Annotated in this window: 28 protein-coding genes and 3 tRNA genes; 10 read left to right on the forward strand and 21 right to left on the reverse strand. The window is 67.1% G+C overall.

All coding sequences use genetic code 11. The features are described from left to right. Positions 1–23: 23 nt before the first annotated feature. From ACP7AS_RS09905 to ACP7AS_RS09915, 3 genes are all read right to left on the reverse strand, one after another. Entirely contained in the window at positions 24–1136 is a 1113-nt protein-coding gene (locus tag ACP7AS_RS09905) for an amino acid ABC transporter substrate-binding protein (protein ID WP_426028699.1), read from the reverse strand. 151 nt (positions 1137–1287) lie between these two features. Then, a tRNA-Arg gene (locus ACP7AS_RS09910) sits at positions 1288–1364 on the reverse strand. A 92-nt stretch (positions 1365–1456) separates the two neighbouring features. Continuing rightward, positions 1457–1762, reverse strand: coding sequence for an ETC complex I subunit (locus ACP7AS_RS09915; protein ID WP_426028700.1), 306 nt, complete (start codon positions 1760–1762; stop codon positions 1457–1459). A gap of 166 nt (positions 1763–1928) precedes the next feature. Here ACP7AS_RS09915 and ACP7AS_RS09920 point away from each other — a divergent pair, with 166 nt between their 5' ends. Next, positions 1929–2480: a cytochrome b gene (locus ACP7AS_RS09920; RefSeq protein ID WP_426028701.1), complete on the forward strand. Its 552-nt coding sequence runs from the start codon at positions 1929–1931 to the stop codon at positions 2478–2480. A 56-nt stretch (positions 2481–2536) separates the two neighbouring features. Here ACP7AS_RS09920 and ACP7AS_RS09925 read toward each other — a convergent pair. The 8 genes from ACP7AS_RS09925 to ACP7AS_RS09960 form a co-directional block, all read right to left on the reverse strand. Beyond that, positions 2537–2613 (reverse strand) — tRNA-Pro (locus ACP7AS_RS09925). A gap of 50 nt (positions 2614–2663) precedes the next feature. Continuing rightward, positions 2664–3134: a DUF192 domain-containing protein gene (locus tag ACP7AS_RS09930; RefSeq protein WP_426028702.1), complete on the reverse strand. Its 471-nt coding sequence runs from the start codon at positions 3132–3134 to the stop codon at positions 2664–2666. Positions 3135–3164: 30 nt separating this feature from the next. After that, on the reverse strand, positions 3165–3734 hold the full coding sequence (locus ACP7AS_RS09935) for a cold-shock protein (RefSeq protein ID WP_426028703.1): 570 nt from the start codon (positions 3732–3734) through the stop codon (positions 3165–3167). Positions 3735–3855: 121 nt separating this feature from the next. Continuing rightward, the gene (locus tag ACP7AS_RS09940) at positions 3856–4266 is read right to left on the reverse strand and encodes a response regulator (protein WP_426028794.1); all 411 of its coding nucleotides are present in this window, start codon (positions 4264–4266) and stop codon (positions 3856–3858) included. 113 nt (positions 4267–4379) lie between these two features. Next, a tRNA-Glu gene (locus tag ACP7AS_RS09945) sits at positions 4380–4454 on the reverse strand. Between the two features lie 234 nt (positions 4455–4688). Beyond that, positions 4689–6503, reverse strand: a complete 1815-nt coding sequence (gene recJ, locus ACP7AS_RS09950; RefSeq protein WP_426028704.1) for a single-stranded-DNA-specific exonuclease RecJ — start codon at positions 6501–6503, stop codon at positions 4689–4691. Continuing rightward, positions 6503–7459 (reverse strand): class II fructose-bisphosphatase, encoded by a 957-nt coding sequence (glpX, locus tag ACP7AS_RS09955; protein ID WP_426028705.1) that lies wholly within the window; start codon positions 7457–7459, stop codon positions 6503–6505. The genes recJ and glpX overlap by 1 nt, the downstream gene beginning before the upstream one ends. A 62-nt stretch (positions 7460–7521) precedes the next feature. Then, on the reverse strand, positions 7522–7980 hold the full coding sequence (locus ACP7AS_RS09960; RefSeq protein ID WP_426028706.1) for a hypothetical protein: 459 nt from the start codon (positions 7978–7980) through the stop codon (positions 7522–7524). A 77-nt stretch (positions 7981–8057) separates the two neighbouring features. Between ACP7AS_RS09960 and phaC the strand changes: the two genes are divergently transcribed. Then, positions 8058–10019, forward strand: coding sequence for a class I poly(R)-hydroxyalkanoic acid synthase (gene phaC, locus ACP7AS_RS09965; protein ID WP_426028707.1), 1962 nt, complete (start codon positions 8058–8060; stop codon positions 10017–10019). Further along, positions 10016–10393, forward strand: a complete 378-nt coding sequence (locus tag ACP7AS_RS09970) for a hypothetical protein (protein WP_426028708.1) — start codon at positions 10016–10018, stop codon at positions 10391–10393. The genes phaC and ACP7AS_RS09970 overlap by 4 nt, the downstream gene beginning before the upstream one ends. A 143-nt stretch (positions 10394–10536) precedes the next feature. Here the strand turns inward: ACP7AS_RS09970 and msrB are convergent, their stop codons facing one another. The 4 genes from msrB to rplM all read right to left on the reverse strand — a co-directional run bounded on the left by msrB (position 10537) and on the right by rplM (position 13409). Continuing rightward, positions 10537–11022, reverse strand: coding sequence for a peptide-methionine (R)-S-oxide reductase MsrB (gene msrB / locus ACP7AS_RS09975; protein ID WP_426028709.1), 486 nt, complete (start codon positions 11020–11022; stop codon positions 10537–10539). A gap of 202 nt (positions 11023–11224) precedes the next feature. Continuing rightward, on the reverse strand, positions 11225–12157 hold the full coding sequence (gene argC / locus ACP7AS_RS09980) for an N-acetyl-gamma-glutamyl-phosphate reductase (RefSeq protein WP_426028710.1): 933 nt from the start codon (positions 12155–12157) through the stop codon (positions 11225–11227). Positions 12158–12393: 236 nt separating this feature from the next. Further along, entirely contained in the window at positions 12394–12837 is a 444-nt protein-coding gene (rpsI, locus tag ACP7AS_RS09985) for a 30S ribosomal protein S9 (RefSeq protein ID WP_426028795.1), read from the reverse strand. A 95-nt stretch (positions 12838–12932) separates the two neighbouring features. Next, positions 12933–13409, reverse strand: a complete 477-nt coding sequence (gene rplM / locus ACP7AS_RS09990; RefSeq protein WP_426028711.1) for a 50S ribosomal protein L13 — start codon at positions 13407–13409, stop codon at positions 12933–12935. Between the two features lie 926 nt (positions 13410–14335). Here rplM and ACP7AS_RS09995 point away from each other — a divergent pair. Together ACP7AS_RS09995 and ACP7AS_RS10000 are read left to right on the forward strand one after the other, a co-directional pair. Continuing rightward, positions 14336–14794, forward strand: a complete 459-nt coding sequence (locus ACP7AS_RS09995) for a RidA family protein (RefSeq protein WP_426028712.1) — start codon at positions 14336–14338, stop codon at positions 14792–14794. A gap of 157 nt (positions 14795–14951) precedes the next feature. Next, entirely contained in the window at positions 14952–16097 is a 1146-nt protein-coding gene (locus ACP7AS_RS10000; RefSeq protein WP_426028713.1) for a GNAT family N-acetyltransferase, read from the forward strand. Between the two features lie 4 nt (positions 16098–16101). Here ACP7AS_RS10000 and ACP7AS_RS10005 read toward each other — a convergent pair whose 3' ends face one another. Continuing rightward, positions 16102–16461, reverse strand: a complete 360-nt coding sequence (locus ACP7AS_RS10005; protein WP_426028714.1) for a phage holin family protein — start codon at positions 16459–16461, stop codon at positions 16102–16104. A gap of 102 nt (positions 16462–16563) precedes the next feature. Between ACP7AS_RS10005 and ACP7AS_RS10010 the strand changes: the two genes are divergently transcribed. Next, positions 16564–17001: an HIT family protein gene (locus ACP7AS_RS10010; protein ID WP_426028715.1), complete on the forward strand. Its 438-nt coding sequence runs from the start codon at positions 16564–16566 to the stop codon at positions 16999–17001. On the opposite strand, the gene ACP7AS_RS10015 is transcribed toward ACP7AS_RS10010, so the two are convergent. After that, entirely contained in the window at positions 16998–18845 is a 1848-nt protein-coding gene (locus ACP7AS_RS10015; RefSeq protein WP_426028716.1) for an ABC transporter transmembrane domain-containing protein, read from the reverse strand. The two genes, ACP7AS_RS10010 and ACP7AS_RS10015, sit on opposite strands and share 4 nt — an antisense overlap. Positions 18846–18997: 152 nt before the next feature. Here ACP7AS_RS10015 and rpmE point away from each other — a divergent pair, with 152 nt between their 5' ends. After that, complete coding sequence (gene rpmE / locus ACP7AS_RS10020) at positions 18998–19222, forward strand: 50S ribosomal protein L31 (RefSeq protein WP_426028717.1); 225 nt, start codon at positions 18998–19000, stop codon at positions 19220–19222. A gap of 177 nt (positions 19223–19399) precedes the next feature. Further along, positions 19400–20956, forward strand: a complete 1557-nt coding sequence (locus ACP7AS_RS10025) for a L,D-transpeptidase family protein (RefSeq protein WP_426028718.1) — start codon at positions 19400–19402, stop codon at positions 20954–20956. Positions 20957–20964: 8 nt separating this feature from the next. Here ACP7AS_RS10025 and ACP7AS_RS10030 read toward each other — a convergent pair whose 3' ends face one another. After that, a complete protein-coding gene (locus ACP7AS_RS10030; RefSeq protein ID WP_426028719.1) occupies positions 20965–21480 on the reverse strand; it encodes a DUF1465 family protein in 516 nt (171 codons plus the stop codon). A 101-nt stretch (positions 21481–21581) separates the two neighbouring features. Next, positions 21582–21785 carry a DUF1192 domain-containing protein gene (locus tag ACP7AS_RS10035; protein WP_426028720.1) on the reverse strand — a complete coding sequence of 68 codons (204 nt, stop codon included), beginning with the start codon at positions 21783–21785 and terminating at the stop codon, positions 21582–21584. 84 nt (positions 21786–21869) lie between these two features. Between ACP7AS_RS10035 and ACP7AS_RS10040 the strand changes: the two genes are divergently transcribed. Next, on the forward strand, positions 21870–22841 hold the full coding sequence (locus tag ACP7AS_RS10040) for an NAD(P)H-quinone oxidoreductase (protein WP_426028721.1): 972 nt from the start codon (positions 21870–21872) through the stop codon (positions 22839–22841). Between the two features lie 3 nt (positions 22842–22844). Here ACP7AS_RS10040 and ACP7AS_RS10045 read toward each other — a convergent pair whose 3' ends face one another. Then, positions 22845–23456 carry a beta/gamma crystallin-related protein gene (locus ACP7AS_RS10045; RefSeq protein WP_426028722.1) on the reverse strand — a complete coding sequence of 204 codons (612 nt, stop codon included), beginning with the start codon at positions 23454–23456 and terminating at the stop codon, positions 22845–22847. A gap of 216 nt (positions 23457–23672) precedes the next feature. Between ACP7AS_RS10045 and ACP7AS_RS10050 the strand changes: the two genes are divergently transcribed. After that, entirely contained in the window at positions 23673–24344 is a 672-nt protein-coding gene (locus ACP7AS_RS10050; protein ID WP_426028723.1) for a DUF1013 domain-containing protein, read from the forward strand. 60 nt (positions 24345–24404) lie between these two features. Here the strand turns inward: ACP7AS_RS10050 and ACP7AS_RS10055 are convergent, their stop codons facing one another. Then, a complete protein-coding gene (locus ACP7AS_RS10055; RefSeq protein ID WP_426028724.1) occupies positions 24405–24578 on the reverse strand; it encodes a YdcH family protein in 174 nt (57 codons plus the stop codon). Positions 24579–24675 lie beyond the last annotated feature (97 nt).

The raw sequence follows: 24675 nt of genomic DNA on the forward strand, positions 1-24675 counted from the left end.
CCCCCGGCCCCCGGCCGATGTCGTTATCTGATAGGCAGGGCGTAGATCAGGCCGCCCGGCGTTGCGTTCCATTGTGCGTTAAGGCCACGCGCCAGGTCGAGCGATGAATCAGGTCCGACATTGCGTGCGAAGATTTCCCCATAATTTCCCTCGGCTTCGATCGCCGATTTCGCCCAGTCCTTGCGCAGACCGAGGATCGGTCCGTACTCGCCTTCGGTCCCGAGCAGGCGCCGGACCTGCGGATTGCGCGATGTCCCGGCCAACTGATCGACATTCTCGCGGGTCACGCCCAGCTCCTCGGCCAGGATCACCGCGTTCAGCGTCCAGCGCACGATCGACGTCCAGGCCTCGTCACCGCGCTTGACCACCGGCCCCAGCGGCTCCTTGGAGACGATGTCGGGCAGGATGGCGTGTTGCTCGGGATTCGACAGGGTTGTCCGGGCCGCCGCCAGGGCCGAGATGTCTGCGCTGAAGGCGTCGCAATCCTCGCGACCATAGGCAGCTCGCGCCGCCTCCTCATTCGCCGTGATCACCGGCGTGTATTCCAGCCCGCGCGACCGGAACCAGTCGGCCACGTTCAGCTCGGACGTCGAGGCTCGCTGCACGCAGATGCGCGCGCCGTTCAGCTCGGCGGCACTGGCCAGGTCCAGCGACCGCCTGACCAGAAAGCCCTGGCCGTCATAATAATTGATCCCGGCAAAGCGCACGCCTTCCTGGGCTTCGCGCGACAGCGTCCATGACGTCGAGCGCCACAGAACATCGATCCGGCCGCTGCGCAGTGCCTCAAACCTCTGGCTGCTCGTCAGGGGGACGAACCGCACCGCATTCGCATCGCTCAGCACCGCCGCCGCAAGGGCGCGACAGAAATCGGCATCAAAGCCCCGCCATTGTCCGCGGTTGTCGGTGTAGGCGAAACCGACCAGACCCTCGTGCACGCCACAGTTCAGTCGGCCGCGCCGCTTGACGGCGGCAAGGGTCGGGCTGGCGAACGCCGGTGCGACGATGTCGGCCTGCACGCCGGCAACCTCGCCCGCCGTGTCCGCGGGGCGGTCACTGCGGCCGCAGCCGGCCAGAGCCAGCACCGCCGCGGCGATCGCCCCGACGGTCGCACAGCGCCCTGCCAAACCTGCCCGCATACCACCTCGCCGAAGTCTGTCAGACCTTGCGCCCCGCTTGCCTTAGAGGCCTTTGCCGGCCGATCTGCAAGCCTTGCCGGTGCCATGTTCCGGCCGGTCGAGGGCTGAATTGAAGTCTGGCAGGCCGCCGTCAGCCGGCGGATGTGGGAGGTGGCGCGCCCAGCAGGACTCGAACCTGCAACCGTCCGCTTAGAAGGCGGGTGCTCTATCCGGTTGAGCTATGGGCGCCCGATCAGCGATCCGGCTCAACTAGCGCGGATCGCGGTAGCCGAACAGGAATCCGGCTCAAGTAGCGCGAAGCGCGGTAGCCACAAAAGGAATCAATGCGTCCAGGGCTGCTTGCGGAAGGTGGCGAAATTGTCGGCATAGGCCTTCAGGATGACCGGCGGTTCCTGGGGCTCGTGCAGACGGAACGGAATCCCGTGCCGCTCGGCATAGGCCACCGCCTCTTCAGCGGAATCAAAGGTGAGACGGACCTGGCCGTTCATGTCGGATGAACTGGTCCAGCCCATCAGAGGATCGATCGTCCGCGCCGACGCCGGTTCGAACTCCAGACGCCACTCTCTCGCCGTGGCCTTGCCGGACTGCATTGCGGTCTTGGCGGGGCGGTAGATACGGGCGAGCATGACAGACCTCGGGCAGCTGCGGGCGGACCCGCTTTGGGCTGAGATAGCCTCCGGCCCTGGCGAGGTCCAGCACCGGCGGTTCTTCTGCACCGCCCGGCCTGCGCCGGACCAAAGACGCGAGGCCGATCCTGGTCCATTATGGCCAGGATCAAGAAGAGGATTCGCCATGAGCACTGCCATTCCAGCCGGCGACACCCGGTCCCCCTACAGCCGGCTATCGATCGCCCTGCACTGGCTTATGCTGATCCTGCTGGCCGCTGTCTTCGCCTGTATCGAGCTGCGCGAGAACTACCCTCGCGGCAGCGACATCCGCGAAGGCCTGAAGATGTGGCATTTCATGCTCGGACTTTCGGTGTTCGTCCTCGTCTGGGCCCGGCTGATCGCGCGCTGGCGGACGCCATGGCTGACGGCCGAGGACGGGTGGACCCGATGGCCGGCCACCGCGGTGCATATCGCCCTGTATGGCGGGATGATCGTCCTGCCGCTGCTCGGCTGGCTGGTCCTCAGCGCCGAGGGCGACCCCATACCCTTTTTCGGCCTGTCCCTGCCGCCGCTGTTCGCTCCGGACAAGGCTCTGGCCGAACAGCTCGAGGCCCTGCACAAGACCGTCGGCGAGGCCGGCTACTGGCTGATCGGCCTGCATGCCGTGGCGGGCGTGCTGCACCACTATGTGCTGAAGGACGGAATCCTGCGCCGGATGCTGCCCGGGCTTCGCTGAGGCCCGGATCGCCTGGGACCGCAGCCGTCACCCGGTCGCAGCCTCCGCGAGGATTATGGTCGGAGTGAGAGGATTCGAACCTCCGACCCTCTGGTCCCAAACCAGATGCGCTACCAGGCTGCGCTACACTCCGGCGGCGGGCTTTGACACACTCGACGCCGCGCCGCAACGCGCTTGGCGTGCTTATTCCGCGAAGAAGGGATGGCGGACCCTGTCACCGGCCCTGGCCCCGATCTCGTCGGCACGTCCCGCCCTCAGCTCCAGCACGCCGCTGGCCGGTCCATTGGACGGCAACGCCGTATCGGACTGGGGCGTCGTGTTTTTCGCGATCGAGACAATCCGGCCCCGCGGGTCGATGTAGATGATGTCCAGAGGGCTGGGCGTGTTGCGCATCCAGAAAGCGCGCTCGGCCACGTCCGGGAACTGGAACAGCATGCCGCGATTATCGGCCAGAGGGTCGCGGAACATGAGTCCACGCTGACGCTCGGCGTCGTCGTCGGCGATCTCGACCATGAAGCGGTGCTCGCCGCTGGATGTGATGATGGTCAGGGCTTCCAGCGGATTTCCCTGTGCGTCCCTGGGCGTACCCGCTCCGGCGCAGGCGGCCAGCAAGGTTGCGGCAGACAGGACGGCCAGTATTCCACGACGTAACATAACGCTTCCACCCTCATCGGGGCGGACACATCATCCGCCCGGCCTGATTTCCGCGACCACCAGGCCCTTGGGCCCCTCAGCGAACCGCACCGCGACGGTTTCGCCCGGGAGGAGGTCATCCAGCCCGCAGCGCCGCAACGTCTCGACGTGAACGAAGATATCGCCCGGCGCGCCGTCGCGCACCACGAATCCGTATCCCTTTGTGCGATTGAACCATTTTACGACCGCGGTCTCCATCGGACCGCCAGCCCTCGGCTCACCATCGACGACCCGCGACGCTTCCTGCTGTCTCAGGCCCTCGTAGCCGCTGCGTTTCGGGGCGGCGACCTGTTCGGGATCGCCCTCGCCCAGATCATGGACCTCGGTGACCTGCCAGCCCTTGGGCCGGCGGGCACAGTCACAGGTGATCGGTGCGCCCTCGGGGGCGGTATCCCGCCCGCTGTCGCGCAGGCTCGAGACATGCAGCAGGACGTCCTTCATATCCGTCAAACTGGGATCGTCGGGCACGATAAATCCGTACCCCTTGCCGGGATCGAACCATTTCACCCGTCCCGCGACACGCACCGCGGCGACCGTCCCAACGCCCTCGTAGTCCGACACAGCCTTCCCCCTGTCCGCGAACCTTGCGAACGAGTTTTATTTAACATGGTTCTGTGAAGCGCGGAAAAGCAAAAAACACCGGTTTCAGTCCGGTCGTCGCCGATTTTGTTCAAACCCGGCTTTACGTAGCGTCAAGAGTGGCGCGAATCTTCCGGGTCAGTTCGGCGCTGCGGTAGGGTTTTCCAATCAGGTCCAGCCCGCCATGATCGTCTGCGCGATCCGCCCAACCCGTCGTCAGAAGCACCGGAATCCCGGGCCTTAACCGCCGCACCTCTGCGGCCAGCACCACCCCGTCCATACCACCGGGAATGACGATGTCGGTGAACAGCAGATCAAACACCAGCCCCGCGTGAACCAGGGCCAGCGCCTCCTCGGCGTCGCCGGCCTCGTGAACCTCGAACCCGGCGTCCCGAAGCAGGGTCACCCCCATCAGCCGGACCTCGGCATTGTCCTCGACCATGAGTATGGTCTCGCGCACACCTCCGGCCTCCGGATCACGCGGCGACGGCTCCGGAACAGGGTTTTCGGACATCTGGATCAACAGGTCTCCCCTCCGCCCGAACACCGGACGCCGTCTTCAACGCATCAGACCACGAAAGGCCCGACGCCGCGAACAGTCGATAACGAAAAAGGGAAGCTCCGCGCTGGCAGTCCCTAGGGGAGTCGAACCCCTCTTTTCAGGTTGAAAACCTGACGTCCTAACCGATAGACGAAGGGACCGCTGCGCGGAGAGCGGGCGATATAGCCGCCGATTCCGGGCCGTGCAACCCCTTCTCCTCCCCATTCGCATCGCGGATGGGGAGGTGGCTCGGAGGCGACAGCCGACGAGACGGAGGGGACGACTTGGTGAAGGGGTTTTCACGCTCCGACTGGCCGCCCTCAGCGCCGCCTCCTCCGTCACGGCGCGTGCCCCGCCGCGCCTCCTCCCCGTCGCTTCGCGGCAGGGAGGAGGCATCACGCCATCCGCGGATCGGCCACATCCTCGATCTCGAATTGAACGCCCTTGCGGCCGTTCCAGTCGTCGGCCTTCAGCCGTCCGACCACGCTCAACCCGCCCTGCCCTGCCAGCAGGGACTGGCCGCCGGGCAGGTCAGCGCAGCGCCAGGCGATCGCCTTGACCGAGGCTCCGTCCGCTCCGACCAGACGGCAGCGCACATGACCCCCGTTCATGGCCACGGCATCACGCACCGCTACATGCTCAAGGGCGAACAGCGGCTCGGGATTGGCCGGGCCGAACGGCGCCAGCTGTTCGAACTGTTCGAACAGGGCGCGCGTCGCCGCGCCTGCGTCGATCAGGGCGTCGATCTCGACGTGGTCCAGGGCGTCGGCGGCGGCCTGTTCGCCGATCATCCGGTCGTTGAGGAAGTCGCGCAGCCGGTCGATGCCGTCGGCGCGGACCGTCAAGCCCGCCGCCATGGCATGGCCACCCCCGGCGATCAGAACGCCACTCTCCCACGCCGCCTGTACCGCCCTGCCCAGGTTCATGCCCGGCTGTGACCGGCCCGAGCCCTTGCCCAGGCCGTTCACCGCATCGACGCCGATCACCACCACCGGCTTGCGCCAGCGCTCCCGCAACCGCCCCGCAACGATACCGACCACGCCCGGATGCCATTCATCGCCCGCGATCACCACGACCGCCGAGCCGTCGGCATGTGCGCCGGTCGCCTCGACCATCCGGGTGGCCTGATCGGTGACCTGTTTCTCCACCTCGCGGCGGGCGATGTTCAGGGCGTCCAGCTCCTGCGCCAGCGCCGCTGCCTCGACAGGGTCATCGGTCGACAGCAGGCGCGCGCCGAGGTCCGACTTGCCGATCCGTCCGCCGGCGTTGATCCGCGGCCCGAGAATAAAGCCCGCATGGTTCGACTTGGCCGGCCCCGGTTCTGCTCCCGCCGCCGCCAGCAGGGCGCGCAGGCCCGGATTGCCCCACTCCGACATCCGCCGCAGGCCCAGACTGGTCAGGGCGCGATTGAAACCCGTCAGGCCGGTGACGTCGCAGATCGCCCCCATGGCCGCCAGATCGAGCCACTGGCGGATGTCGGGCTCCTTCACATCCGCGAACATCCCGCGCCGCCGCGCCTCGCGGTTCAACGCCGCCAGCAGCACGAAGACGACTCCGGCCGCCGCCAGATTGCCCTGCCCCGAATTGCAGCCCGGCCGGTTCGGATTGACCACGGCCGCGCAGACGGGCGGATGCTCGCGCATCATGTGGTGGTCGATGACCACGACCTTGAGCCCGATCTCCACCGCATGGGCCACGGCCTCATTGGCCGCCGCGCCGCAGTCGACGGTGATGACCAGATCGGCCCCCGAGGCCTTCAGCGTATCGAAGGCCCGGGCGCTGGGGCCGTACCCCTCGGTGATCCGGTCCGGCACATAGATCGGCAGTTCCGCCCCCATGGCCCGGAACCAGCGCACCAGCAGCGCCGCGCTGGAGGCCCCGTCGACGTCATAGTCGGCAAACACGTGGATCGAGGCGTGGGCCTGCAGCGCGTCGAGGATGGTCTCGGCCGCGGCGTCCATGTCCATAAAGCTGGAGGGATCGGGGAACAGGGCCTTCAGGGTCGGCTGCAGGAAGTCCGCACCCTGATCGGCACGCACGCCCCGGGCCGCCAGCGCCCGCGCCAGCGGCTCTTCCAGACCCAGCGCCTGCATATGACTGCGGATCAACCCCGCCTCGGCCGGCCTCTGTCGCCAGGCCCGGCCGGACAGCGAGCGGGACACGCCCAGGAACGCAGGCCCGAAGTCAGGGACCGCGCCGCCGTCGGCCATCAGATGGGCCGGATGGTGCGGATGCGCTGCACCGTCCGCGTCGAGGAATCCATCACCAGCGTATGGGTCGAGACAAAGCCGTCGGCGACCTTGACCCCGTCCAGCATGGCCCCCTTGGTCACGCCCGTGGCGGCGAAGATGGCATCCTTCGACACCAGTTCGTGCAGATCGTATTTGCGGTCGAAATCGGTGACGCCGGTCCGGCGCGCGCGCGCACGCTCGTCGTCATTGCGGAAGATCAGCCGGCCCTGGAAATGGCCGCCGACGCATTTCAGCGCGCTGGCCGCGAGCACGCCCTCCGGAGCTCCGCCCGATCCCAGATACAGGTCGATGCCCGTCTCCGGCTCGGCGGTGTGGATCACACCGGCCACGTCACCGTCGGTGATCAGCAGAACCCGGGCCCCGACCTCGCGCAGCGCGGCGATCAGCTCGGCGTGACGCGGCCGGTCCATGACGCAGACGGTGATGTCTTCCGGCTTCACGCCCTTGGCCGAGGCCAGCGACCGGACATTGTCCTGGGGCTTCATGTCCAGATCGACGGTGCCCGGCGCATAGCCCGGGCCGATGGCGATCTTGTCCATATAGGTGTCGGGCGCATGCAACATGCCGCCCCCCGGTGACATGGACAGCACGCACAGGGCATTGGCCATGGCCTTGGCCGTCAGCGTCGTGCCTTCCAGCGGATCCAGGGCGATGTCGATGGCCGGGCCTTTGCCGGTGCCGACCTTTTCGCCGATGTAGAGCATCGGCGCCTCGTCGCGCTCGCCCTCGCCGATGACGATCTTGCCGTCGATATCCAGGGCGTTCAGCGCCGTGCGCATCGCGTCGACCGCCAGCTGGTCAGCCTGCTTTTCATCGCCACGCCCGATCTGGGCATAGCTGGCGATGGCGGCCAGCTCGGTCACCCGCGCGGCGTCGGCCGCGAGCGTGGATGCGTAGGGAGCCGATGCGGCCATGGACGTTCTCCTGAGACGATGATCCCCGGATTCTGCCGTCCGGGCGACTGTTGTATGGGGCCCTAGCGGCGGTCCACCGGCGGCGGGGCCCGCCCGCGCTCGCGCGTGCGGCGGATGAAGGCCTCCATCTCGGCCTGGGTCTCGGCCGTCACGGGGGCGACCGGCGTGGCGTTGACGCGCGCCTGGACATCGGCGGCGAAGGCTTCGGGATCGCCGGTGTTCTGCCACTCCAGGCGCGTGACCTCCCCGGCCAGTCCGCCGCCGGTCACCCTCAGCGTATTGACCTGGGCCGCGATCGCCATCGGCGCGGGCGGGGCCTCGAGCACCTTGGGGAAATCGGCCCAGCGCGGGTATTGGCGATTCGCATCGACCAGGGCCTGAACCCGCGGCGCGACCGGCGAATTGGCATCGGTGGCGGGGTCGTACAGGCCGGCGCAGGCCGAAAGAGCCCCCGTCAGCACGAGCGCCACCGTCATCGCTGCGATTTTCTGGATCGGCGCGTTCATATCAGGGGCGGTCATATGCCATGATCGCGACAGGCGGAAGGGCGCGCGCGACCCTTGCGACCGATCCTGACGATATCCGGAGCCCTCTCCCCATGGCCAAGCGTCCGACACTCCCGCCCGCCGACGCCGCCCCGCGCGCGCCGCGCAAACCCGGCCGCCCGACCTCGGCCAAGCCGCCCCGCCCGCGCGCGGCCAGGGCCACCGCCGCCCCGCACGCCGAAAAGGCCGCGCCTCAGCCCGGGCCGACGCCGGATGCCCGGCCGGCCGAGGCCTTCGCCTTCCCCGGGGCTGACCAGCGCCAGCTGCTCGAAACCCTGTCGATGAACCTGGCCAAGGCGGCGATGACGGCTCAGTCGGCCATCGCCGAGGCCGCCCTGTCCCAGGCCGACCGCCCCGCCGCCCTGTCGGCAGACCCCTTCCACGTCGGCCCGGCCATGAATTCGGTCATGACCAGCCTGGCCTCGCGCCCCGACAAACTGTTCGCCGCCCAAGCCGACCTGTTCAACCGCTACATGGACCTGTGGGCCTCCACGACCCGCCGCGCCGCCGGCGAGGAGCCGCCCGCCGCCCCGTCGAAGGACAAGCGTTTCAAGGATCCCGCCTGGTCCGAAAACCCCGCCTTCGACGTCATGCGCCAGTCCTACCTCGTCACCTCGGACTGGATGAACGGCCTCGTCTCCAGCGTCGAGGACGTCGATCCCCTGACCAAGCGGCGCGCCGAATTCTTCATCAAACTTCTGACCGACGCCTTCTCCCCGTCCAACTTCCTCGCCTCCAACCCCGTCGCCCTCAAGGCCCTGGCGGAGTCGAATGGCGAATCCCTGGTCAAGGGGATGCAGAATTTCGCCGCCGACATGGAGCGCGGCGCGGGCAAGCTGAAAATCAGCCAGGCCGACTATGGAAAGTTCGTCGTCGGCGAGAACGTCGCCACCGCCCCCGGCCAGGTGGTCTGGCGCGACGAGCTGTTCGAACTGATCCAGTTCGACGCCGCGACCGACAAACAGCGCGCCATCCCGCTGCTGATCTTCCCGCCGTGGATCAACAAATTCTACATTCTGGACCTCCAGCCCGAGAATTCGATGATCCGCTGGCTCTCGGCCCAGGGCTTCACCGTCTTCGTCTGCTCCTGGGTCAATCCGGATCAGGACAAGGCCGGCTTCGGCTTCGACGACTATCTGGAAAAAGGCATCTACCGCTGCATCGAGAAGGCGCTCGAGCAGTCGCAGGCCGAGCACATCAACACCGTCGGCTACTGCATCGGCGGCACCCTCATGGGCGCGGCCCTCGCCCATATGGCGGCCAGGGGCGACACCCGCGTCACCGCCAACACCTTCTTCGCCGCCCAGCATGATTTCGCCGAGGCCGGCGACCTGCTGCTGTTCACCGACGAGCACTGGCTGAACGAGGTCGAGCAGCAGATGGACGCCGCCGGCGGCGTCCTGCCCGGCGCGGCCATGGCCGAGACCTTCAACGCCCTGCGCGCCAACGACCTGATCTGGTCGTTCTTCGTGTCCAACTATCTGATGGGCAAGTCGCCGCCGGCCTTCGACCTGCTGTTCTGGAACGCCGACCAGACCCGCATGCCCAAGACGCTGCACATGGACTACCTCCGCTCCATGTACGGCCAGAACAGGCTGGCCCGCGGCGAGTTCACCATTGGCGGGATCAAGGTCGACCTGTCGAAGGTGACCATTCCCCTCTATTTCCAGGCCAGCCGCGAGGACCATATCGCGCCGATGAATTCGGTCTATCGCTCGGCCCGCGCCTTCTCCAACGCCGCCGTGACCCTGACCCTGGCCGGCTCGGGCCATATCGCCGGCGTGGTCAATCCGCCTTCGGCCCACAAATACCAGCACTGGACCAACCCCGCCCTGCCCGCCACGCTCGGCGAGTGGCAGGCGAAGGCGGTCGAACACCCCGGCAGCTGGTGGAACCACTGGGCCGACTGGCTGCATGAAAAGTCCGGCGACTGGATTCCCGCGCGCGATCCGAAGACCGGCCCGCTCAAGCCGATCGAACCGGCACCGGGGTCCTATGTGAAGGTGAAGAGTTGAAGCGTCTCGAACCCAATCTGCTGCTGGCCGTCACCACCGGCTTCGCCCTGCTGCTGGTCGTCATGACGGCCACGGTCTACGGCCCGCCGATCGGCCTGATCCGCAATCCCCTGCTGGCCATCCTCTGCGCCGGCGGTTTCGTGCTGCTCAACCCGATAATGCTGCGGATGATGAAGGTCACGCCGCGCCCGCCGTCGATCGATCCCGACAGCCCCGGCTCGGCCACCTGGGCCAAGCTGTTTCCGATGATGATCATCGCCTCGGCCGCCGTGCCGGTCTTCCTGCCGGGCCCGGACTACGGGCTGCTGGTGATCATCGCCTCGGTGTTCTTCGGCGTGACGGTCGAGTCGGCGATCAAGGCCCGGCGCACCTGACTCCTCAACCGTGCATCCCGGCGAATGCCGGGATCCAGATGCCAGGCCTCTTCGCGAGTTCAGCGAGCACCGAACCTTGATGCCATCAGCCTGTGTCCGTGATCTGGCTCCCGGCATTCGCCGGGATGCACGGACATCAGTGGTTACGCCGGCTGAAATCTCAGCGCTACACCGTTGTTGCAATAGCGTTTTCCGGTCGGCCGCGGCCCGTCCATGAACAGATGTCCCTGATGCCCGAGGCAGCGGGCGCAATGATATTCCGTGCGCGGGAAACCGATGGCGAAGTCGGTCTTGGTGCCGATGTTGGCCGCAATGACCTCATAGAAACTGGGCCAGCCCGTGCCGCTGTCGAACTTCCACTGCGACCGGAACAACGGCAGGTCGCAGCCGAGACAGACAAACGTCCCCGTCCGGTGCTCCTCGTTCAGCGGGCTGGTCCCCGGGCGCTCGGTCGCCTCGTGGCGCAGGGTCTGATAGCTGGCCGCCGGCAAGCGCGCGCGCCATTGCGCGTCCGTCAACCGTCGGAACGGCGAGTTCGCATACTGGCCTTGCGACGCGTCGGCGCTCCCCGGCGAACAGGCCGAAACGGCGACCGCGCCGGCGGTCAGGAACAGATGGCGGCGGTTCATGGCTTGGGTCATGGCCTGAGATACGTCGGTATGGCGGCGGAAGTTTCAAGCCATCGGCACCACAAACTCCGAGCATCCCCGCGAAGGCGGGGACCCACTTCTTTGGGCGATCGGTTGCACAGGTGAGCTCCGCTCGCGAATCCTCGGACGCCGGCGTCAAGCTGGACAGCACTGGGTCCCGGCTTTCGCCGGGATGAACGGATTAATTGAGCCCCGTCCCCTCATCCAGCCCCAGCATCAGGTTCAGGTTCTGCACCGCCGCGCCCGACGCCCCCTTGCCGAGGTTGTCCAGCAGCGCCACCAGCCTTGCCTGCCCCCCGTCCCGGTCACCGAACACATTCAGACGCATTTTGTTGGTCCCGTTCAGCCCCTCCGGATCGATCCCGGTCATGGCCTCGGACTCTTCCAGCTCGACCACCTCGACGAAGCGGCAGCCCGCATAGGCCTCGACCAGCGCGCCATGCACCACCTCGACCGACGGCGACGACGGCAGGGCCGCCAGCGGCAGCGGCACCTCGACCAGCATCCCCTGCCGATACGCCGCCACCGCCGGCGCGAACAGCACCGGCCGCTCAAGCCCCGTGTGCCGCGTCATCTCGGGCACATGTTTGTGCTTGAGCGACAGGCCATAGGCGCGGAAGGCCCCGGCTCCACCCGCTTCAAACTCCGAAATCATCGCCTTGCCGCCGCCCGAGTAGCCGGACACCGCATTGACCGTCACCGGCCAGCCCGCCGGAATGATCCCCGCCGACACCAGCGGCCGCACCAGGCCGATGAAGCCCGTCGGATAGCACCCCGGGTTCGACACCCGCGTCGCGCCCGCGATCTTCTCGCGCTGACCCTGTGCCATTTCCGCGAAGCCATAGGTCCATGTCGGATCGACCCGGTACGCCGTCGAGGCGTCGATCACCCGCACCTTCGGGTTCGCGATCATCGCCACGGCTTCCTTCGCCGCCTCATCCGGCAGGCACAGGATCACCGCATCGGCGATGTTCAGAGCCTCACGCCGCGCCGCCACCTCGCGCCGCCGGTCGCTCAGCAGGATCAGCTCCAGATCGCCGCGCGCCTCCAGCCGCTCGCGGATCTCCAGCCCCGTGGTCCCGGCCTCGCCGTCGATGAACACAGAAAAAGACATCAGCCACTCCCGTCCCTTCTCCCCTTGCGGGAGAAGGTGCCCCCGCAGGGGGCGGATGAGGGGTCTCACTGACCCGACAATTCAGCGGATTTGAGACACCGACCGGCCAGACCGGCGAGACCCCTCATCCGTCAGGCTCCGCCTGACACCTTCTCCCGCAAGGGGAGAAGGAGACAAGAAAAAGGGCGCTCCGGTTTCCCGAAGCGCCCCCATCCATAACCGCTTTCGCAATCCGCTTAGCGCTTCGAGAACTGGAAGGACTTGCGGGCCTTGGCGCGGCCGTACTTCTTGCGCTCGACGACGCGGCTGTCGCGGGTCAGGAAGCCGTGCGGCTTCAGGACCGGGCGCAGCGCCGGCTCATAGTGGGTCAGGGCGTGCGACAGTCCGTGGCGGATGGCGCCGGCCTGGCCCGACAGGCCCGAGCCCTGCACGGTGCAGTCGACGTCGAACTGGGTCAGGCGGTCGGTCACTTCCAGCGGCTGGGCGATCATCATGCGCAGGATTTCGCGGGCGAAATACTGCAGCTGATCCTTGCCGTTGATGGTGATCTTGCCCGAGCCGGGCTTGATCCACACGCGGGCGATCGCGTTCTTGCGCTTGCCGGTCGAATAGGCGCGGCCCTGGGCGTCCAGCTTCTGGACGTAGACGGGGTGTTCTTCGCCCACGCCGACGGTGCCCATGCCACGCAGGGCGTCGAAGCCGGTCGCGGCAGGCGCGGCAGCGGCGGGTGCGTCGTTCTCGACGACGGGCGTTTCAGCAGTCACGTCGGTCATGCTCAGACGCTCCGGGTGTTCTTGGAGTTGGCCGACTTGAAGTCGATCGTTTCCGGCTGTTGGGCTTCGTGGGTGTGCGCGGCGCCGGCGAACAGGCGCAGGTGCGTCATCTGCAGGCGAGCCAGCGGGCTCTCTTTGGGCAGCATGCGCTCGACGGCCTTTTCAAGGACGCGTTCCGGGAAACGGCCGTTCAGGACCTTCTCGGGGCTGGTCGACTTGACGCCGCCCGGGTGGCCGGTGTGGCGATAGTAGATCTTGTCGGTCAGCTTCTTGCCGGTGAACACGACCTTGTCGACGTTGGTGACGACGACATAGTCGCCGCAATCGACGTGCGGGGTGTAGTCACCGCGGTGCTTGCCGCGCAGACGGTTGGCGATGAAGGTCGCGAGACGGCCCACCACGACGCCTTCGGCGTCGATGTGAATCCACTTCTTCGTGACCTCGGCCGGCTTCAGCGCGACCGTGGTGCTCTTCAGCATGTTCGGGGTTCCTGGGACAGACGAACTTGGGCCCCTCCCGATGACCGGGACGAGCGGAAGGCGCGCTGATAGAGGACGGGGGGCGGCAGGTCAAGGCGGCCCGATCGCCCTGTATGCCTACATCATATTGAAAGAAAACAACTATTCAATAACGGTATTAAAATACCGCATCTTTTGGATGCAGTTCCCTCCCCCCGTCGCCCCATCCGTGCATCTTCGCGAGGCGGGGACCCCGCCCCCATCCGTGCATCCCCGCGAAGGCGGGGACCCAGGTTTGAGCGACAGCGAGGCTGGCTGAGCTAACCGGCGCTCGGTCAGAGACCTGCGGTGAGGCCAAAGCCTGGGTCCCCGCCTTCGCGGGGATGCACGGGGTTGGAGTGCGGGGGATTCCCTGTGAAACAGACGATTTCGTCATGTTAAACATCTGATCTCTCACGAAATCACAGAAAAATCCGGCGATTTCCCCGCCGCAGGAAGACCCCGCCCCATAATCCGCCCCATCCCGTCGGTGGGGAGGGCGTCGGATCCACGCTTCTCGATGTCGGCGGGCTGTGGTCGAGCGATGAAGCCCGGGGGACGCATACCTCGGGGGTCCTTGAGGACGTCGATGGATGGCGTCCGCCTGCTCGCCGCGCGCCTTCTGTGCAAGACCGCTACGGGCCATCCGCCCGCACGTCCCCCCCTGTCCGGGACCGCAAGGACCCGTCCGGGAGTCGGCAAGGCCCGAGAACGGCCGGCAGCCGGCGGGCGTGTGGAAAACGACGACGCGGGGCGGTCTGTCTCGTCGAAACGGTAACTCTATCCCAGCACCGGGCGAGCCCGGTCGCCCCGCGCCCTCCCCGAACTTTTCCGCGGAAACGCCGAAGAGCGATGACGCACGCCTCACGCCGCGCTAAACCGCCGCCGAACCTTCAGGAGCCCTGTCCATGACCGTCGCCGCCCGCCTCGCCGAACTCGGCATCAGCCTGCCGGAACCCGCCAAGGCGGTGGCCAACTATGTGCCGTACGTCCAGACCGGCGCCGTGGTCCATATCTCGGGCCAGCTGTCGAACGATGCCGCGGGTGGGATCAAGGGCACGGTCGGTGCCGACGTCTCCCCGGAACAGGCGAAGGACGCGGCCCGCATGTGCGGCGTCAACCTGCTGGCCCAGATGTCGGCCGCCGTCGACGGTGACCTCGAGCGCATCGTCCGCGTCGTCAAACTGGGCGGCTTCGTCCAGGCCGCAGGCGATTTCGAAGCCATCCCCGCCGTCATCAACGGCTGCTCCGACCTGATGGTCGAGGTGTTCGGCGACAAGGGCCGCCACGCCCGCTCGGCCGTCGGCGTCTACAAACTGCCCCTCGGCTTCGCCGTAGAGGTGGATGCCATCGTGGAAGTCCGCTGATCCGACCGATCGCACACATAATCCGTGCATCCCGGCGAAAGCCGGGACCCAGTCCTTTGGGCGATGCGGCGGGGCCGGTGATCGCCGCCCGATGTCCTCAAACGCCGGCGTCACGCTGGAAAGAACTGGGTCCCGGCTTTCGCCGGGATGCACGGATTTGAGTTTCCAGATCCACGTTCACGATCGGGTCGCCGACATCGGCCGCGACGCCTGGGACGCCTGCGCCCGCCCGACCGGCGACCCGTTCGTCTCGTTCGACTTCCTCGACGCCTGCGAGGCGTCCGGCAGCGCCGTCGCGCGTCAGGGCTGGGCCGGTCGGCACCTCAGCCTGCGTGATGACGCGGATCGCGTCCTCGGCGTCATGCCACTCTGGCTCAAGGGCAACAGCCAGGGCGAATATGTCTTCGACCACAGCTGGGCCGACGCCTATGAGCGCGCCGGCGGCCGCTACTATCCCAAACTCCTAGCCGCCGTGCCCTTCACCCCGGTGACCGGCCCGCGCTTCCTCGCCCACCCGGACACCGACGCCGCGACGGTCCGGCAGGCCCTGTTGCAGGGAGCCATCGGCCTGACCGGGCAGCTGGGCGTCTCGTCCCTGCACGTCAACTTCCCCACCCGGCCCGAGTGGGACGCCATGGGCGAGGCGGGCCTGCTGCAGCGTCAGGACATGCAGTACGTCTGGCGCAACGACGGCTACCAGACCTTCGACGACTTTCTGTCGGCCCTGTCCTCGAACCGCCGCAAGACCATCCGCCGCGAGCGTCGGGAGGCGCAGGCGGGCCTCGACATCCGGGTGCTGACCGGTCCCGACATCACGGACACCCACTGGGACGCCTTCTTCGCCTTCTACCAGGACACGGGCGAGCGCAAATGGGGCCGGCCCTATCTGACGCGCGACTTCTTCTCCCGGATCGGCGCGACCATGGCCGACCGCATCGCCCTGGTCATGGCCTTCCGCGACGGAATCGCCATCGCCGGTGCCCTGAACCTGATCGGTGACGAGGCCCTGTACGGCCGCCAGTGGGGCGCGCTGGAGGAGGTCCCCTTCCTCCATTTCGAGCTCTGCTACTACCAGGCCATCGAATTCGCCATTTCGCGCGGCCTGTCACGCGTCGAGGCCGGGGCCCAGGGCGAGCACAAGATCGCCCGCGGCTACCTCCCCTCCCCCGTCTACTCGGCGCATTTCATCGCCGACCCCGCCCTGCGCGGACCGGTCGCCCGCTATCTCGACGGCGAACGGCCGGCGGTCGAAAATCAGATCGTGGCCATGACCGACGAACTCTCGCCGTTCCGGAAAACCTGATGGTTCAGTCGGCGCGTCGCGTTTCCCCACCGATAAACCAGCCCGCGATCCAGCTGACGATGCCGGTCACGATCGCGGCACCGATCCCCGCCCACAGACCGTCGACGACGAACCCGCCCAGCAGGGCCGCCACCAGCCCGATCACCGCGGCGTTCACCACCAGCAGGAACAGGCCGAAGCTCAGAATCGTCAGCGGGAAGGTCAGGATCGTCAGAACCGGCCGCACGACCGCATTGGCCAGCCCCAGCAGCAGCGCCGCGGCCAGCAGCGAACCGTTCGACAGGAAGTCCACGCCGGGCACCAGCCGCGACGACAGCCACAGGCCGAAACAGGTGACCAGAAACTGGACGATGAAACGCAGCATGGGTGACTCCCGATTCCGTCGGCATCCTACCGAAGAATGGCCCGTCAGGCTCTTCATATCCGCCGACGGTTGCTACGCTGCCAGTCCTGCACGGAGCCCGCGATGACCCTCAAGGCCGCCTACGACCCCGACAACATCTTCGCCAGAATCCTGCGCGGCGAGATTCCGTCGGTCAAGATCTGGGAGGACGAACACGTCCTCGCCTTCATGGATGTCTTCCCGCAGTCGGAAGGCCACGTCCTGCTGATCTCGAAAACCTCGACCGCACGAAACCTGCTCGAGGTCGAGGCCGACACTCTCGCCCGCCTGACCGAAGCCACGCGCCGCACCGCCCGCGCGGTCGACAGGGCGCTGAACCCGGAAGGCTTCCAGATCATGCAGCTGAACGGCGACGCAGGCGGCCAGACCGTCTTCCACCTGCATGTCCACATCATCCCGCGCTGGGCGGACCGGCCCATGAAGGGTCACGGACACGCCCCCATGGCCGACACGGAGACCCTGCGCGGCCTCGCCGACCGGATCGCCGCCGCCCTCGACTAGTCAGCGCGGAACTGCAGCTCGGCCAGCCGGGCGTACAGACCGCCCTGTGCCATCAGCGACTGGTGCGTACCCTCCTGCACGACCCGGCCGTCCTCCATCACCACGATGCGGTCGGCGCGCAGGACCGTGGCCAGACGGTGGGCGATGACGATGGTCGTGCGGTTCTGCATCGCCTGGTCCAGTGCGGCCTGCACTAGACGCTCGTTCTCGGCATCCAGCGCCGAGGTCGCCTCATCCAGCAGCAGGATCGGCGCGTCCCGGACCAGGGCCCGGGCAATCGCCATCCGCTGACGCTGTCCGCCCGACAGACTCTTGCCCCGCTCGCCCAGCGGTGTGTCAAAGCCTTCCGGCAGGGCCTCGACGAAAGCGAGCGCCTGCGCCTCCTCGGCGGCACCCCGCACCGCCGCGTCATCAGCATCTTCGCGTCCAAACCGGATATTCTCGCTGGCCGAGCCCGAGAACAGCGGGGCCTCCTGCGACACCCAGGCGAACCGCCCGCGCACCGCCACCGGATCCGCTTCCCGCACATCGATCCCGTCGACCGAGACCACCCCGGCCTGCGGATCATAGAAACGCAGCAACAGCCGGAAAACGGTGCTCTTGCCCGCCCCGGACGGGCCGACCAGCGCCACCGTCTCGCCCGGCCGCACCGTCAGCGAAAACCCTTTCAGGGCCGGCAGGTCAGGCCGACCTGGATAGGCGAACTGAACCGCCGACATCGACACCTCGCCGGTCGGTGGCTCCGGCAGCACCCGCGGGGTCTCGGGCGAGCGGATCGCCGCCTCGCTGCGCATCAGTTCGTCGATCCGCTCCATCGCGCCGGCGGCCTTCTGGACATCGCCCCAGCTCTCGCCCAGCGCCCCGACCGCCCCGGCCGCGAACACCGACAGCAGCACAAACTGCAGCAGGGCCCCGGGCGTCATCCGCCCGGCGATGACGTCCTGGGCACCGAGCCACAGAACTAGGGTCACGCCACCGAACATCACCACGATAATCAGCGCGGTCATCAAGGCCCGCGCCTTCATGCGGATCAGCGATACGCCGAACGCGTCCTCGACGGCCCGGCCGAACCGGTCGATGGAACTGGCCTCGCGACCGAACGCCTGGACGGTCTCGATCGCATCCACGCTCTCGCCTGCGAAACCGACCGCATTGGCGAACCGGTCCTGGGACGCCACGGTCAGCTTGCGCACCCGCCGTCCGAACAGGAAGATCGGCCCCAGCAACAGCGGCACCACCAGCAGGACCATCCCCGTCAGCTTGGGGCTGACAATGAACAGCAGGACTGTCCCGCCGATCAGGGTCAGGAAATTGCGCAGGGCGAAGGACACCGAGGTCGTCAGCAGGGTCTCGACCAGGGCGATGTCCGTGGTCAGGCGCGACAGCACCTCACCCGTTCGCATGGCGGCGTAGAACGCCGGGTCCAGGGTCAGAATGCGCTGGAACAGCCCCTTGCGGAGATCGGCGATGACCCGCTCGCCCGTCTTGGTGACGAAATAAAATCGGACGGCGGTTGCGAAACCGAGGAACAGGGCATTGGCCCCCAGCAGCAGAAACCACAGGTTCAGCTGCGCCCCGCCGTTGTCGAATCCGTTGTCGATCGCGCCACGTGCCGACGCCGTCAGCGACAGTGACGCCGCCGTCGACAGGATCAACCACACCGCCGCCATGGCCAGATGGCCCTTGTGGCGCAGGGCATAAGGCAGCAACCGGCCCAGCGGGCGAATGTCACGCCGCTTCTCACGGCGCTTGCCCGCATCCCCCAGCTGCTCCATCAGAACAGCGCCCGCCCCGGGGCGTCCCCGGATGTCAGCGGCGTCGGCGGTGGTGGTTGCATCTGTCATGGCGCGCGCCTCTTGCCCCGGAACGCCCCCCGGTGTAAACGCCGCCGCTCATTCCCGCCCTCAAACCCCTGCCTTGAGGGGTGCTGGCGGGTTTTCTCATTTTCGCGCCCCGACGGTCGGCATCGTCATCGCGCAGAGACCGGACCAGGACCATGAAGGCGGATACGCATCCCGACTACCATTTCATCACCGTGACGATGACGGATGGCACCAGCTACCAGACGCGCTCGACCTACCAGAAGGAAGGCGCTGTCCTGAACCTGGACATCGACCCGCTGACGCACCCGGCCTGGACCGGCGGCAACCAGCATATGCTGGACCGCGGTGGCCGCGTTTCGCGCTTCAACAACAAGTTCGCCGGCTTCATCAAGAAGTAGGCTGCGGCAGGTGCGGGCTTTCCAGCCACACCTCGCGGCAAGACGACAACAAAGGCGTCGGTCCCCCGGACCGGCGCCTTTCTGTTTGGCCGGAACGCCGATAACATCGCGGCGTTGGCTTTGTTCGGGGGCGAGGGCACGGTGTCCCGCAGCGAAATGGGCTTAGAGATCCTGGCTATGAATCGACGGCAACTCGGATTGGGCGCGGCCGTGACGGCGTTTGCGTCCGCCATCGGCCAGGCCGCTTCGGCCCAGACCCGGGACCCGGCGGCGGTCGCCTTCTACGACCGCTTTAATGACCAGCTGGCGACCCTGCCCGCCGAAATTCAGCCCGACGTCCGTTCCTTCTACGAGTTGAACGGCTGGCGGCCGGTCTGGACTCCGGAGCGGCTGCGCGCACTGCAGACCGCCGCCGGCCGCGCCGAGCGCCACGGCCTGTCCCAAAGCGACTATTTCAATTTCGAATCCCTCGCCGCCGACCGTGACGCCGCAGAGATGCGCACCACTGCCGCCGCCATGGGCTACGCCCGTGTGCTCGGCGAGGGCCGCGTGCGCCCCGAGACCGTCGAAGACCTGTGGGAGATGCAGAAGAACCGCGTCGACCTGCCCGTCGGGCTGAACAACGCCCTGGCCCAGAATGGCCTCATCGACTGGTTCGAGGGCCTCGCCCCCACCGACATCGGCTATTCGAATCTGTCCGCCGGCTACATCCGCTACCGTCGCCTGATCCGCGAAGGCGGCTGGCCGGCCTTCCGTCAGGGCCCGACGATCGAGCCGGGCACCAGCGACGTCCGTGTTCCCGTCATCATTCAGCGCCTCGTGGCTGAAGGCGACCTGCCCGCCGCCGACGGCGCGCGCCTGACGCAGCAGGGCATCGTCTACGGTCCCGAGCTTCAGGCAGCCGTGCAGGGTTTCCAGGCTCGCCACGGCCTCGTTGCCGACGGTCGCATCGGCACCGGCAGCCAGCGCTCGCTTTCGGCCTCTGCCGAGGATCGCGCCCGCCAGATCGCCCTGAACCTCGAACGCCGCCGCTGGCTGAAGCGCGAGGTCTCACCCGAGCGGATCGAGGTCAACACGGCCGCCGCGATCATGGTCTACTGGAAGGACGGTCGCCCGGTTCACTCCAACCGCGTCGTCTGCGGCGCGCCGGCGACCCAGACGCCCAGCCTCGAGAAGCCGTTCGCCTCTGTGGTCGCCAACCCGCCCTGGTATGTGCCGGCTTCGATCGCCCGCGCAGAAATTCTGCCCCGAGGGCCCGGCTATCTGGCGGCCAACAACATGTACATCCAGAACGGCACGGTGATTCAGCGCGCCGGGCCGACCGCCGCTCTCGGCTATGTTAAGTTCGAGCTGCGCGACAGCTACGCCATCTTCCTGCACGACACCCCGTCCAAGTCGGCGTTCAACCTGGCCACACGCCAGCGTTCGCACGGCTGCGTCCGGGTGCAGGGCGCGGTCGAATTCGCCCGTCTGCTGCTGTCGCCCGATCCGACCCTGCTGGCCCAGTTCGACACCGCCCAGGACACGCGTGAAACCAAGCGCATCGCCACGGGCCGCGAGATCACCGTGCGCCTGCTTTACTGGACCGCTTTCGTCGACGGCCAGGGCCGCGTCGCCTTCCGCGAAGACGTCTACAGCCGCGACGCCAAGCTGGCCGAAGCGCTCGGCATCGCCATCAGCCTGCCCAAGCCGGTCAATGACGGTGCCCGCGTCGCCAACGACGTCGGGCCGTAGGGAACGGCCTAGGTCCTGAACGCCGCCGTCAGCCGGTCCAGCTGGCTCTGCACCGGATTGACCGCGTCCTCCTCGGGCGCGTCGAGGTACATGCGTCGATCCAGGTGCAGCACCCGGTCGTAGAGTTTATCGGTCCGGACCAGATATTCGACCAGTGAGATCGGCAATTCACTGTCGCTCGGATCGGACTCGATCTTGCGGTCGGCCAGCCGGTAGCGCGGCTCGCAGGCGGCCAGGGCCGTCATGTCGCCTTCGCGTACCGCCCGCTGCACCAGAAGCCACGAGGCGATCTGCATCAGCCGCGTGGTCAACTTCATACTCTCGCCCGCGTAGGCCAGGGCAGTGGTACGCGACAGCAGCTTTGATTCGCGCCGCCCGTCCCCGTCCAGATAGGCGGCCGTATCCTCGACCAGTTCCATGCCTTCCCGGAACGTCCGGTCGAACAGCTCGGAGCGGGCAAAGTCGTCCACCACAGCGGATCGGCTGCGGCCGGCGGACGGAGGAATGGCGGCATCGGTGGGCATGAGGTCGGTCAAACTCATAGGGCTACACGCATCCGTATCACGACCGGCACGGTTTCGCGCGGCGCATCAACAGACTGCAACGGTTGTGCCAACAAGCTGATTCAAGGGCGGAAGTTGAACATGGCGTCGGCGGCGTTACGTTGCGACGACTTGCCGTCAATGGCCGCACGGGACCGAGCGATCTCGCCTTCCAGCCCTTCGATCCGCTGCTTGAGGTCCTCGACCGAATAGCCGTCCAGATCCTCACGCGTCAGCGCGATCAACGGCGCGCCGCGCGCCGGACGGGGCTCCAGATCCTCGAACATCGCCGCCTCCTCCGTGGCCAAGGGATACGCAACCTCTTATCTGAACGCCCGGATACGGACGATTGCAAGAACGGGATGAGGAAGATGCGGGTAGTCGAGATAGCGGGCGGCGCGGGTCCGGCGGAGGCCTTGATCCTTGCGGACCGGCCCGATCCCGAAGCGGGGCCGGGTCAGATCCGGATCCGGGTCCGGGCCGCGGGAATCAATCGCCCTGACCTTTTGCAGCGGCTGGGACGCTATCCGGCGCCGCCAGGCGCGTCTGACATCCTGGGCCTGGAAGTGGCCGGTGAGGTCGATCAGGTTGGCGAGGGGGCGTCCCGCTGGTCGGTCGGCGACCGGGTCTGCGCCCTGCTGGGCGGCGGCGGCTACGCGGATTTCGCCGTCGTGGACACGCGCCACGCCCTTCTCATTCCCGACGGTGTCGACCTGATCGAGGCGGCGGCCCTGCCCGAAACCGTCTGTACCGTCTTCGCCAATGTCTTCGAGGCGGGTGGGCTGAAGGCCGGGGAAACCCTGCTGATCCATGGGGCGACCAGCGGAATCGGCGTGACCGCCGTCCAGATGGCAAAGGCGGCGGGTGCCAGGGTCATCGCCACCTCGAGGGGCCCGGACAAGACCGCGGCCGCCTTGCGTCTCGGTGCCGATCTCAGCCTCGACGCCACGGCCGACGACATGGAAGCCGGCATCGCCGCTTTTGGTGGCGCCGATGTCGTGTTGGACATGGTGGGCACCGACTACGCCGCGCTCAACCAGGCGGCGCTGAAGCCCTTCGGACGCTGGGTCGTGATCGCCACCCTGTCGGGCTCGACCGCGCAGATCGATCTGGCGAGATTGATGATGAAACGGATCGTCCTCACCGGCTCCACCCTGCGCGCCCGGCCCGCCGACGAGAAAGCCCGGCTGATCGCGGCTGTCGAAGCGATGGTCTGGCCGTGGATCGCGTCAGGCGCAGTCCGCCCCCCCGTCGAGGCGACCTTTCCGCTGGAACGGGCGTCGGCCGCCCACCTCGCGCTCGAGGCAGGCGGCCATGTCGGCAAGATTGTCCTGACGACCTGAGGCCTACCAGCGACCCCCGCCACGCCGGACCGGACGCAGCGACGAGATGCGGTCGTTCAAACCCCAGTTCCGCAGGTTGCGGACGTCGTCGCGGAAGGTCTGGCACTGACCGCGGAAATAGGCGTCGCTGCACGCCTCCCATTCACCACGGAACCGCATCGAGGAAATCGAGTCGTTGAAGCCCGTATTGGCCAGGTTCGTCATCTCGTTGTCGAACCGGAAGCTGGCCCCGCGGAAATCGGCGTCACGGAAAACGGTCACCGACGTGCGTCCACCGCCCCAGCCACCACCGCCGTTGCCGTTGCCGTTACCACCGTCACCGCCACCAGGACGATCCTCGTAGTCACCGCGATTCGGACCGCAGACCAGCAGGCCGTCATTGTTGCGGATCTCGTAGTTGGCGCAGCGGTTGAGCTCGATGGAGGTGCCACGGATGTTGCCGCGAATCGTACGGCAGTCGGCATAGAGCCGGCCGCGGTTGACGTACTCGCCACTGCAGCTGTCACGATAGTCGCCGCGAGGGGCCACGCGCTCCGGGCCGCCCGGAATCTGCGGCGCGTACTCCTGTCCGGCACCGGAGAAGACCGCCGCGGCGGCCAGCATTTCGATCAGCATGGAAGTCCCTCCCAAAGGCTCTCTCGACGCAAAACGCGTCTGCAGGGCCAATGTTGCGGGGCCTCGATGAACCTTGGCTGTACGGCCTTGTCGGCTTCCGTTTTCTTTTCCGACGAATAGGCCTATATCTCCATCTTCAACGCCCGGTCGAAAGGCCGGGCGCCGTCGTATCCAGAGCCCGGTTTTCGGGCTCGAACCTCAACCGGAATTGCGTTCATGACCGACATCCTCATGCCCAAGGCCACTGCGGTCTGGCTGGTCGACAACACCTCGCTGACCTTCGAGCAGATCGCCGAATTCTGCGGCCTGCATCCGCTGGAAGTGCGCGGCATCGCAGACGGCGACGTGGCCCGTGACATTCGCGGTGCCGACCCGCTGGTCAACGGTCAACTGACTCGCGAAGAACTGGACAAGGCCCAGAATAACGACGCCTACCGCATGCAGGCCGTCGTCAGCCGCCACGCCGAACTGATGAAGGCCCACAAGCCCGCGCCGAAATATACGCCGGTCTCGCGCCGTCAGGACCGCCCGGACGCCATCGCCTGGTTCGTGCGCAATCACCCCGAGGTGACCGACGCCCAGATCGCCAAGATGCTCGGCACCACCAAGTCGACCATCGAGAGCGTCCGCAACCGCACTCACTGGAACAGCCCCAACATCAAGCCGGTCGACCCGGTTACGCTCGGCCTCGTCGGCCAGCTGGCTCTGGACGACCTGGTCCGCAAGGCAGCCGACAAGAAGGCGAGGGACGACGCCAAGAAGGGCGGAGCCACCCTGCAGCCCGTCGACGCACCCACCGAGCCGGCGGAGGAGGAGTTCGTCCCCGAAGCCCGCGAGCGCCGCGGGGCCGAGCCGACGGCGGCCTCGGTGTTCGGCGCCAAGGACTGACAAGAAAAACGGCCCCGGAGATCGCTCTCCGGGGCCGCTGTCTTTTTCGGAACCGCCTCGCTATCCGGTGCGGGCCTCCAGGGTGGTGATCTGTTCCTTGAGCCGGAGCTTCTGTTGCTTGAGCTCCCTCACTCGAAGCGAGTCCGTGGCCGGGTGGATCATCTCTCGCCGGATTGTCTCATCCAGGTTGCGGTGACGGTTTCCCAGTTCGCGGATACGAGCTTCGATGGTCATGGCTTGCGCCTCCATGTCTAAGGGACCAGTACAGTCAGCGCCGGGTCTGACCGGCTGTAGAATCACATTCCAGTGAACTGCTTACTGTCCTGATACG

The organism is Brevundimonas sp. TWP2-3-4b2, assembly GCF_049897345.1.
Taxonomy (GTDB): Bacteria; Pseudomonadota; Alphaproteobacteria; order Caulobacterales; family Caulobacteraceae; genus Brevundimonas.

Bases quoted from the DNA above. Each gene is read 5' to 3' on its own strand.
- ACP7AS_RS09905 (WP_426028699.1), bottom strand. From the start codon at position 1,136: ATGCGGGCAGGTTTGGCAGGGCGCTGTGCGACCGTCGGGGCGATCGCC.
- ACP7AS_RS09915 (WP_426028700.1), bottom strand. From the start codon at position 1,762: ATGCTCGCCCGTATCTACCGCCCCGCCAAGACCGCAATGCAGTCCGGC.
- ACP7AS_RS09920 (WP_426028701.1), top strand. From the start codon at position 1,929: ATGAGCACTGCCATTCCAGCCGGCGACACCCGGTCCCCCTACAGCCGG.
- ACP7AS_RS09930 (WP_426028702.1), bottom strand. From the start codon at position 3,134: ATGTTACGTCGTGGAATACTGGCCGTCCTGTCTGCCGCAACCTTGCTG.
- ACP7AS_RS09940 (WP_426028794.1), bottom strand. From the start codon at position 4,266: ATGTCCGAAAACCCTGTTCCGGAGCCGTCGCCGCGTGATCCGGAGGCC.
- recJ (WP_426028704.1), bottom strand. From the start codon at position 6,503: ATGGCCGACGGCGGCGCGGTCCCTGACTTCGGGCCTGCGTTCCTGGGC.
- glpX (WP_426028705.1), bottom strand. From the start codon at position 7,459: ATGGCCGCATCGGCTCCCTACGCATCCACGCTCGCGGCCGACGCCGCG.
- ACP7AS_RS09960 (WP_426028706.1), bottom strand. From the start codon at position 7,980: ATGACCGCCCCTGATATGAACGCGCCGATCCAGAAAATCGCAGCGATG.
- phaC (WP_426028707.1), top strand. From the start codon at position 8,058: ATGGCCAAGCGTCCGACACTCCCGCCCGCCGACGCCGCCCCGCGCGCG.
- msrB (WP_426028709.1), bottom strand. From the start codon at position 11,022: ATGAACCGCCGCCATCTGTTCCTGACCGCCGGCGCGGTCGCCGTTTCG.
- argC (WP_426028710.1), bottom strand. From the start codon at position 12,157: ATGTCTTTTTCTGTGTTCATCGACGGCGAGGCCGGGACCACGGGGCTG.
- rpsI (WP_426028795.1), bottom strand. From the start codon at position 12,837: ATGGGCACCGTCGGCGTGGGCGAAGAACACCCCGTCTACGTCCAGAAG.
- rplM (WP_426028711.1), bottom strand. From the start codon at position 13,409: ATGCTGAAGAGCACCACGGTCGCGCTGAAGCCGGCCGAGGTCACGAAG.
- ACP7AS_RS09995 (WP_426028712.1), top strand. From the start codon at position 14,336: ATGACCGTCGCCGCCCGCCTCGCCGAACTCGGCATCAGCCTGCCGGAA.
- ACP7AS_RS10005 (WP_426028714.1), bottom strand. From the start codon at position 16,461: ATGCTGCGTTTCATCGTCCAGTTTCTGGTCACCTGTTTCGGCCTGTGG.
- ACP7AS_RS10010 (WP_426028715.1), top strand. From the start codon at position 16,564: ATGACCCTCAAGGCCGCCTACGACCCCGACAACATCTTCGCCAGAATC.
- ACP7AS_RS10015 (WP_426028716.1), bottom strand. From the start codon at position 18,845: ATGACAGATGCAACCACCACCGCCGACGCCGCTGACATCCGGGGACGC.
- rpmE (WP_426028717.1), top strand. From the start codon at position 18,998: ATGAAGGCGGATACGCATCCCGACTACCATTTCATCACCGTGACGATG.
- ACP7AS_RS10025 (WP_426028718.1), top strand. From the start codon at position 19,400: ATGAATCGACGGCAACTCGGATTGGGCGCGGCCGTGACGGCGTTTGCG.
- ACP7AS_RS10030 (WP_426028719.1), bottom strand. From the start codon at position 21,480: ATGCCCACCGATGCCGCCATTCCTCCGTCCGCCGGCCGCAGCCGATCC.
- ACP7AS_RS10035 (WP_426028720.1), bottom strand. From the start codon at position 21,785: ATGTTCGAGGATCTGGAGCCCCGTCCGGCGCGCGGCGCGCCGTTGATC.
- ACP7AS_RS10040 (WP_426028721.1), top strand. From the start codon at position 21,870: ATGCGGGTAGTCGAGATAGCGGGCGGCGCGGGTCCGGCGGAGGCCTTG.
- ACP7AS_RS10045 (WP_426028722.1), bottom strand. From the start codon at position 23,456: ATGCTGATCGAAATGCTGGCCGCCGCGGCGGTCTTCTCCGGTGCCGGA.
- ACP7AS_RS10050 (WP_426028723.1), top strand. From the start codon at position 23,673: ATGACCGACATCCTCATGCCCAAGGCCACTGCGGTCTGGCTGGTCGAC.
- ACP7AS_RS10055 (WP_426028724.1), bottom strand. From the start codon at position 24,578: ATGACCATCGAAGCTCGTATCCGCGAACTGGGAAACCGTCACCGCAAC.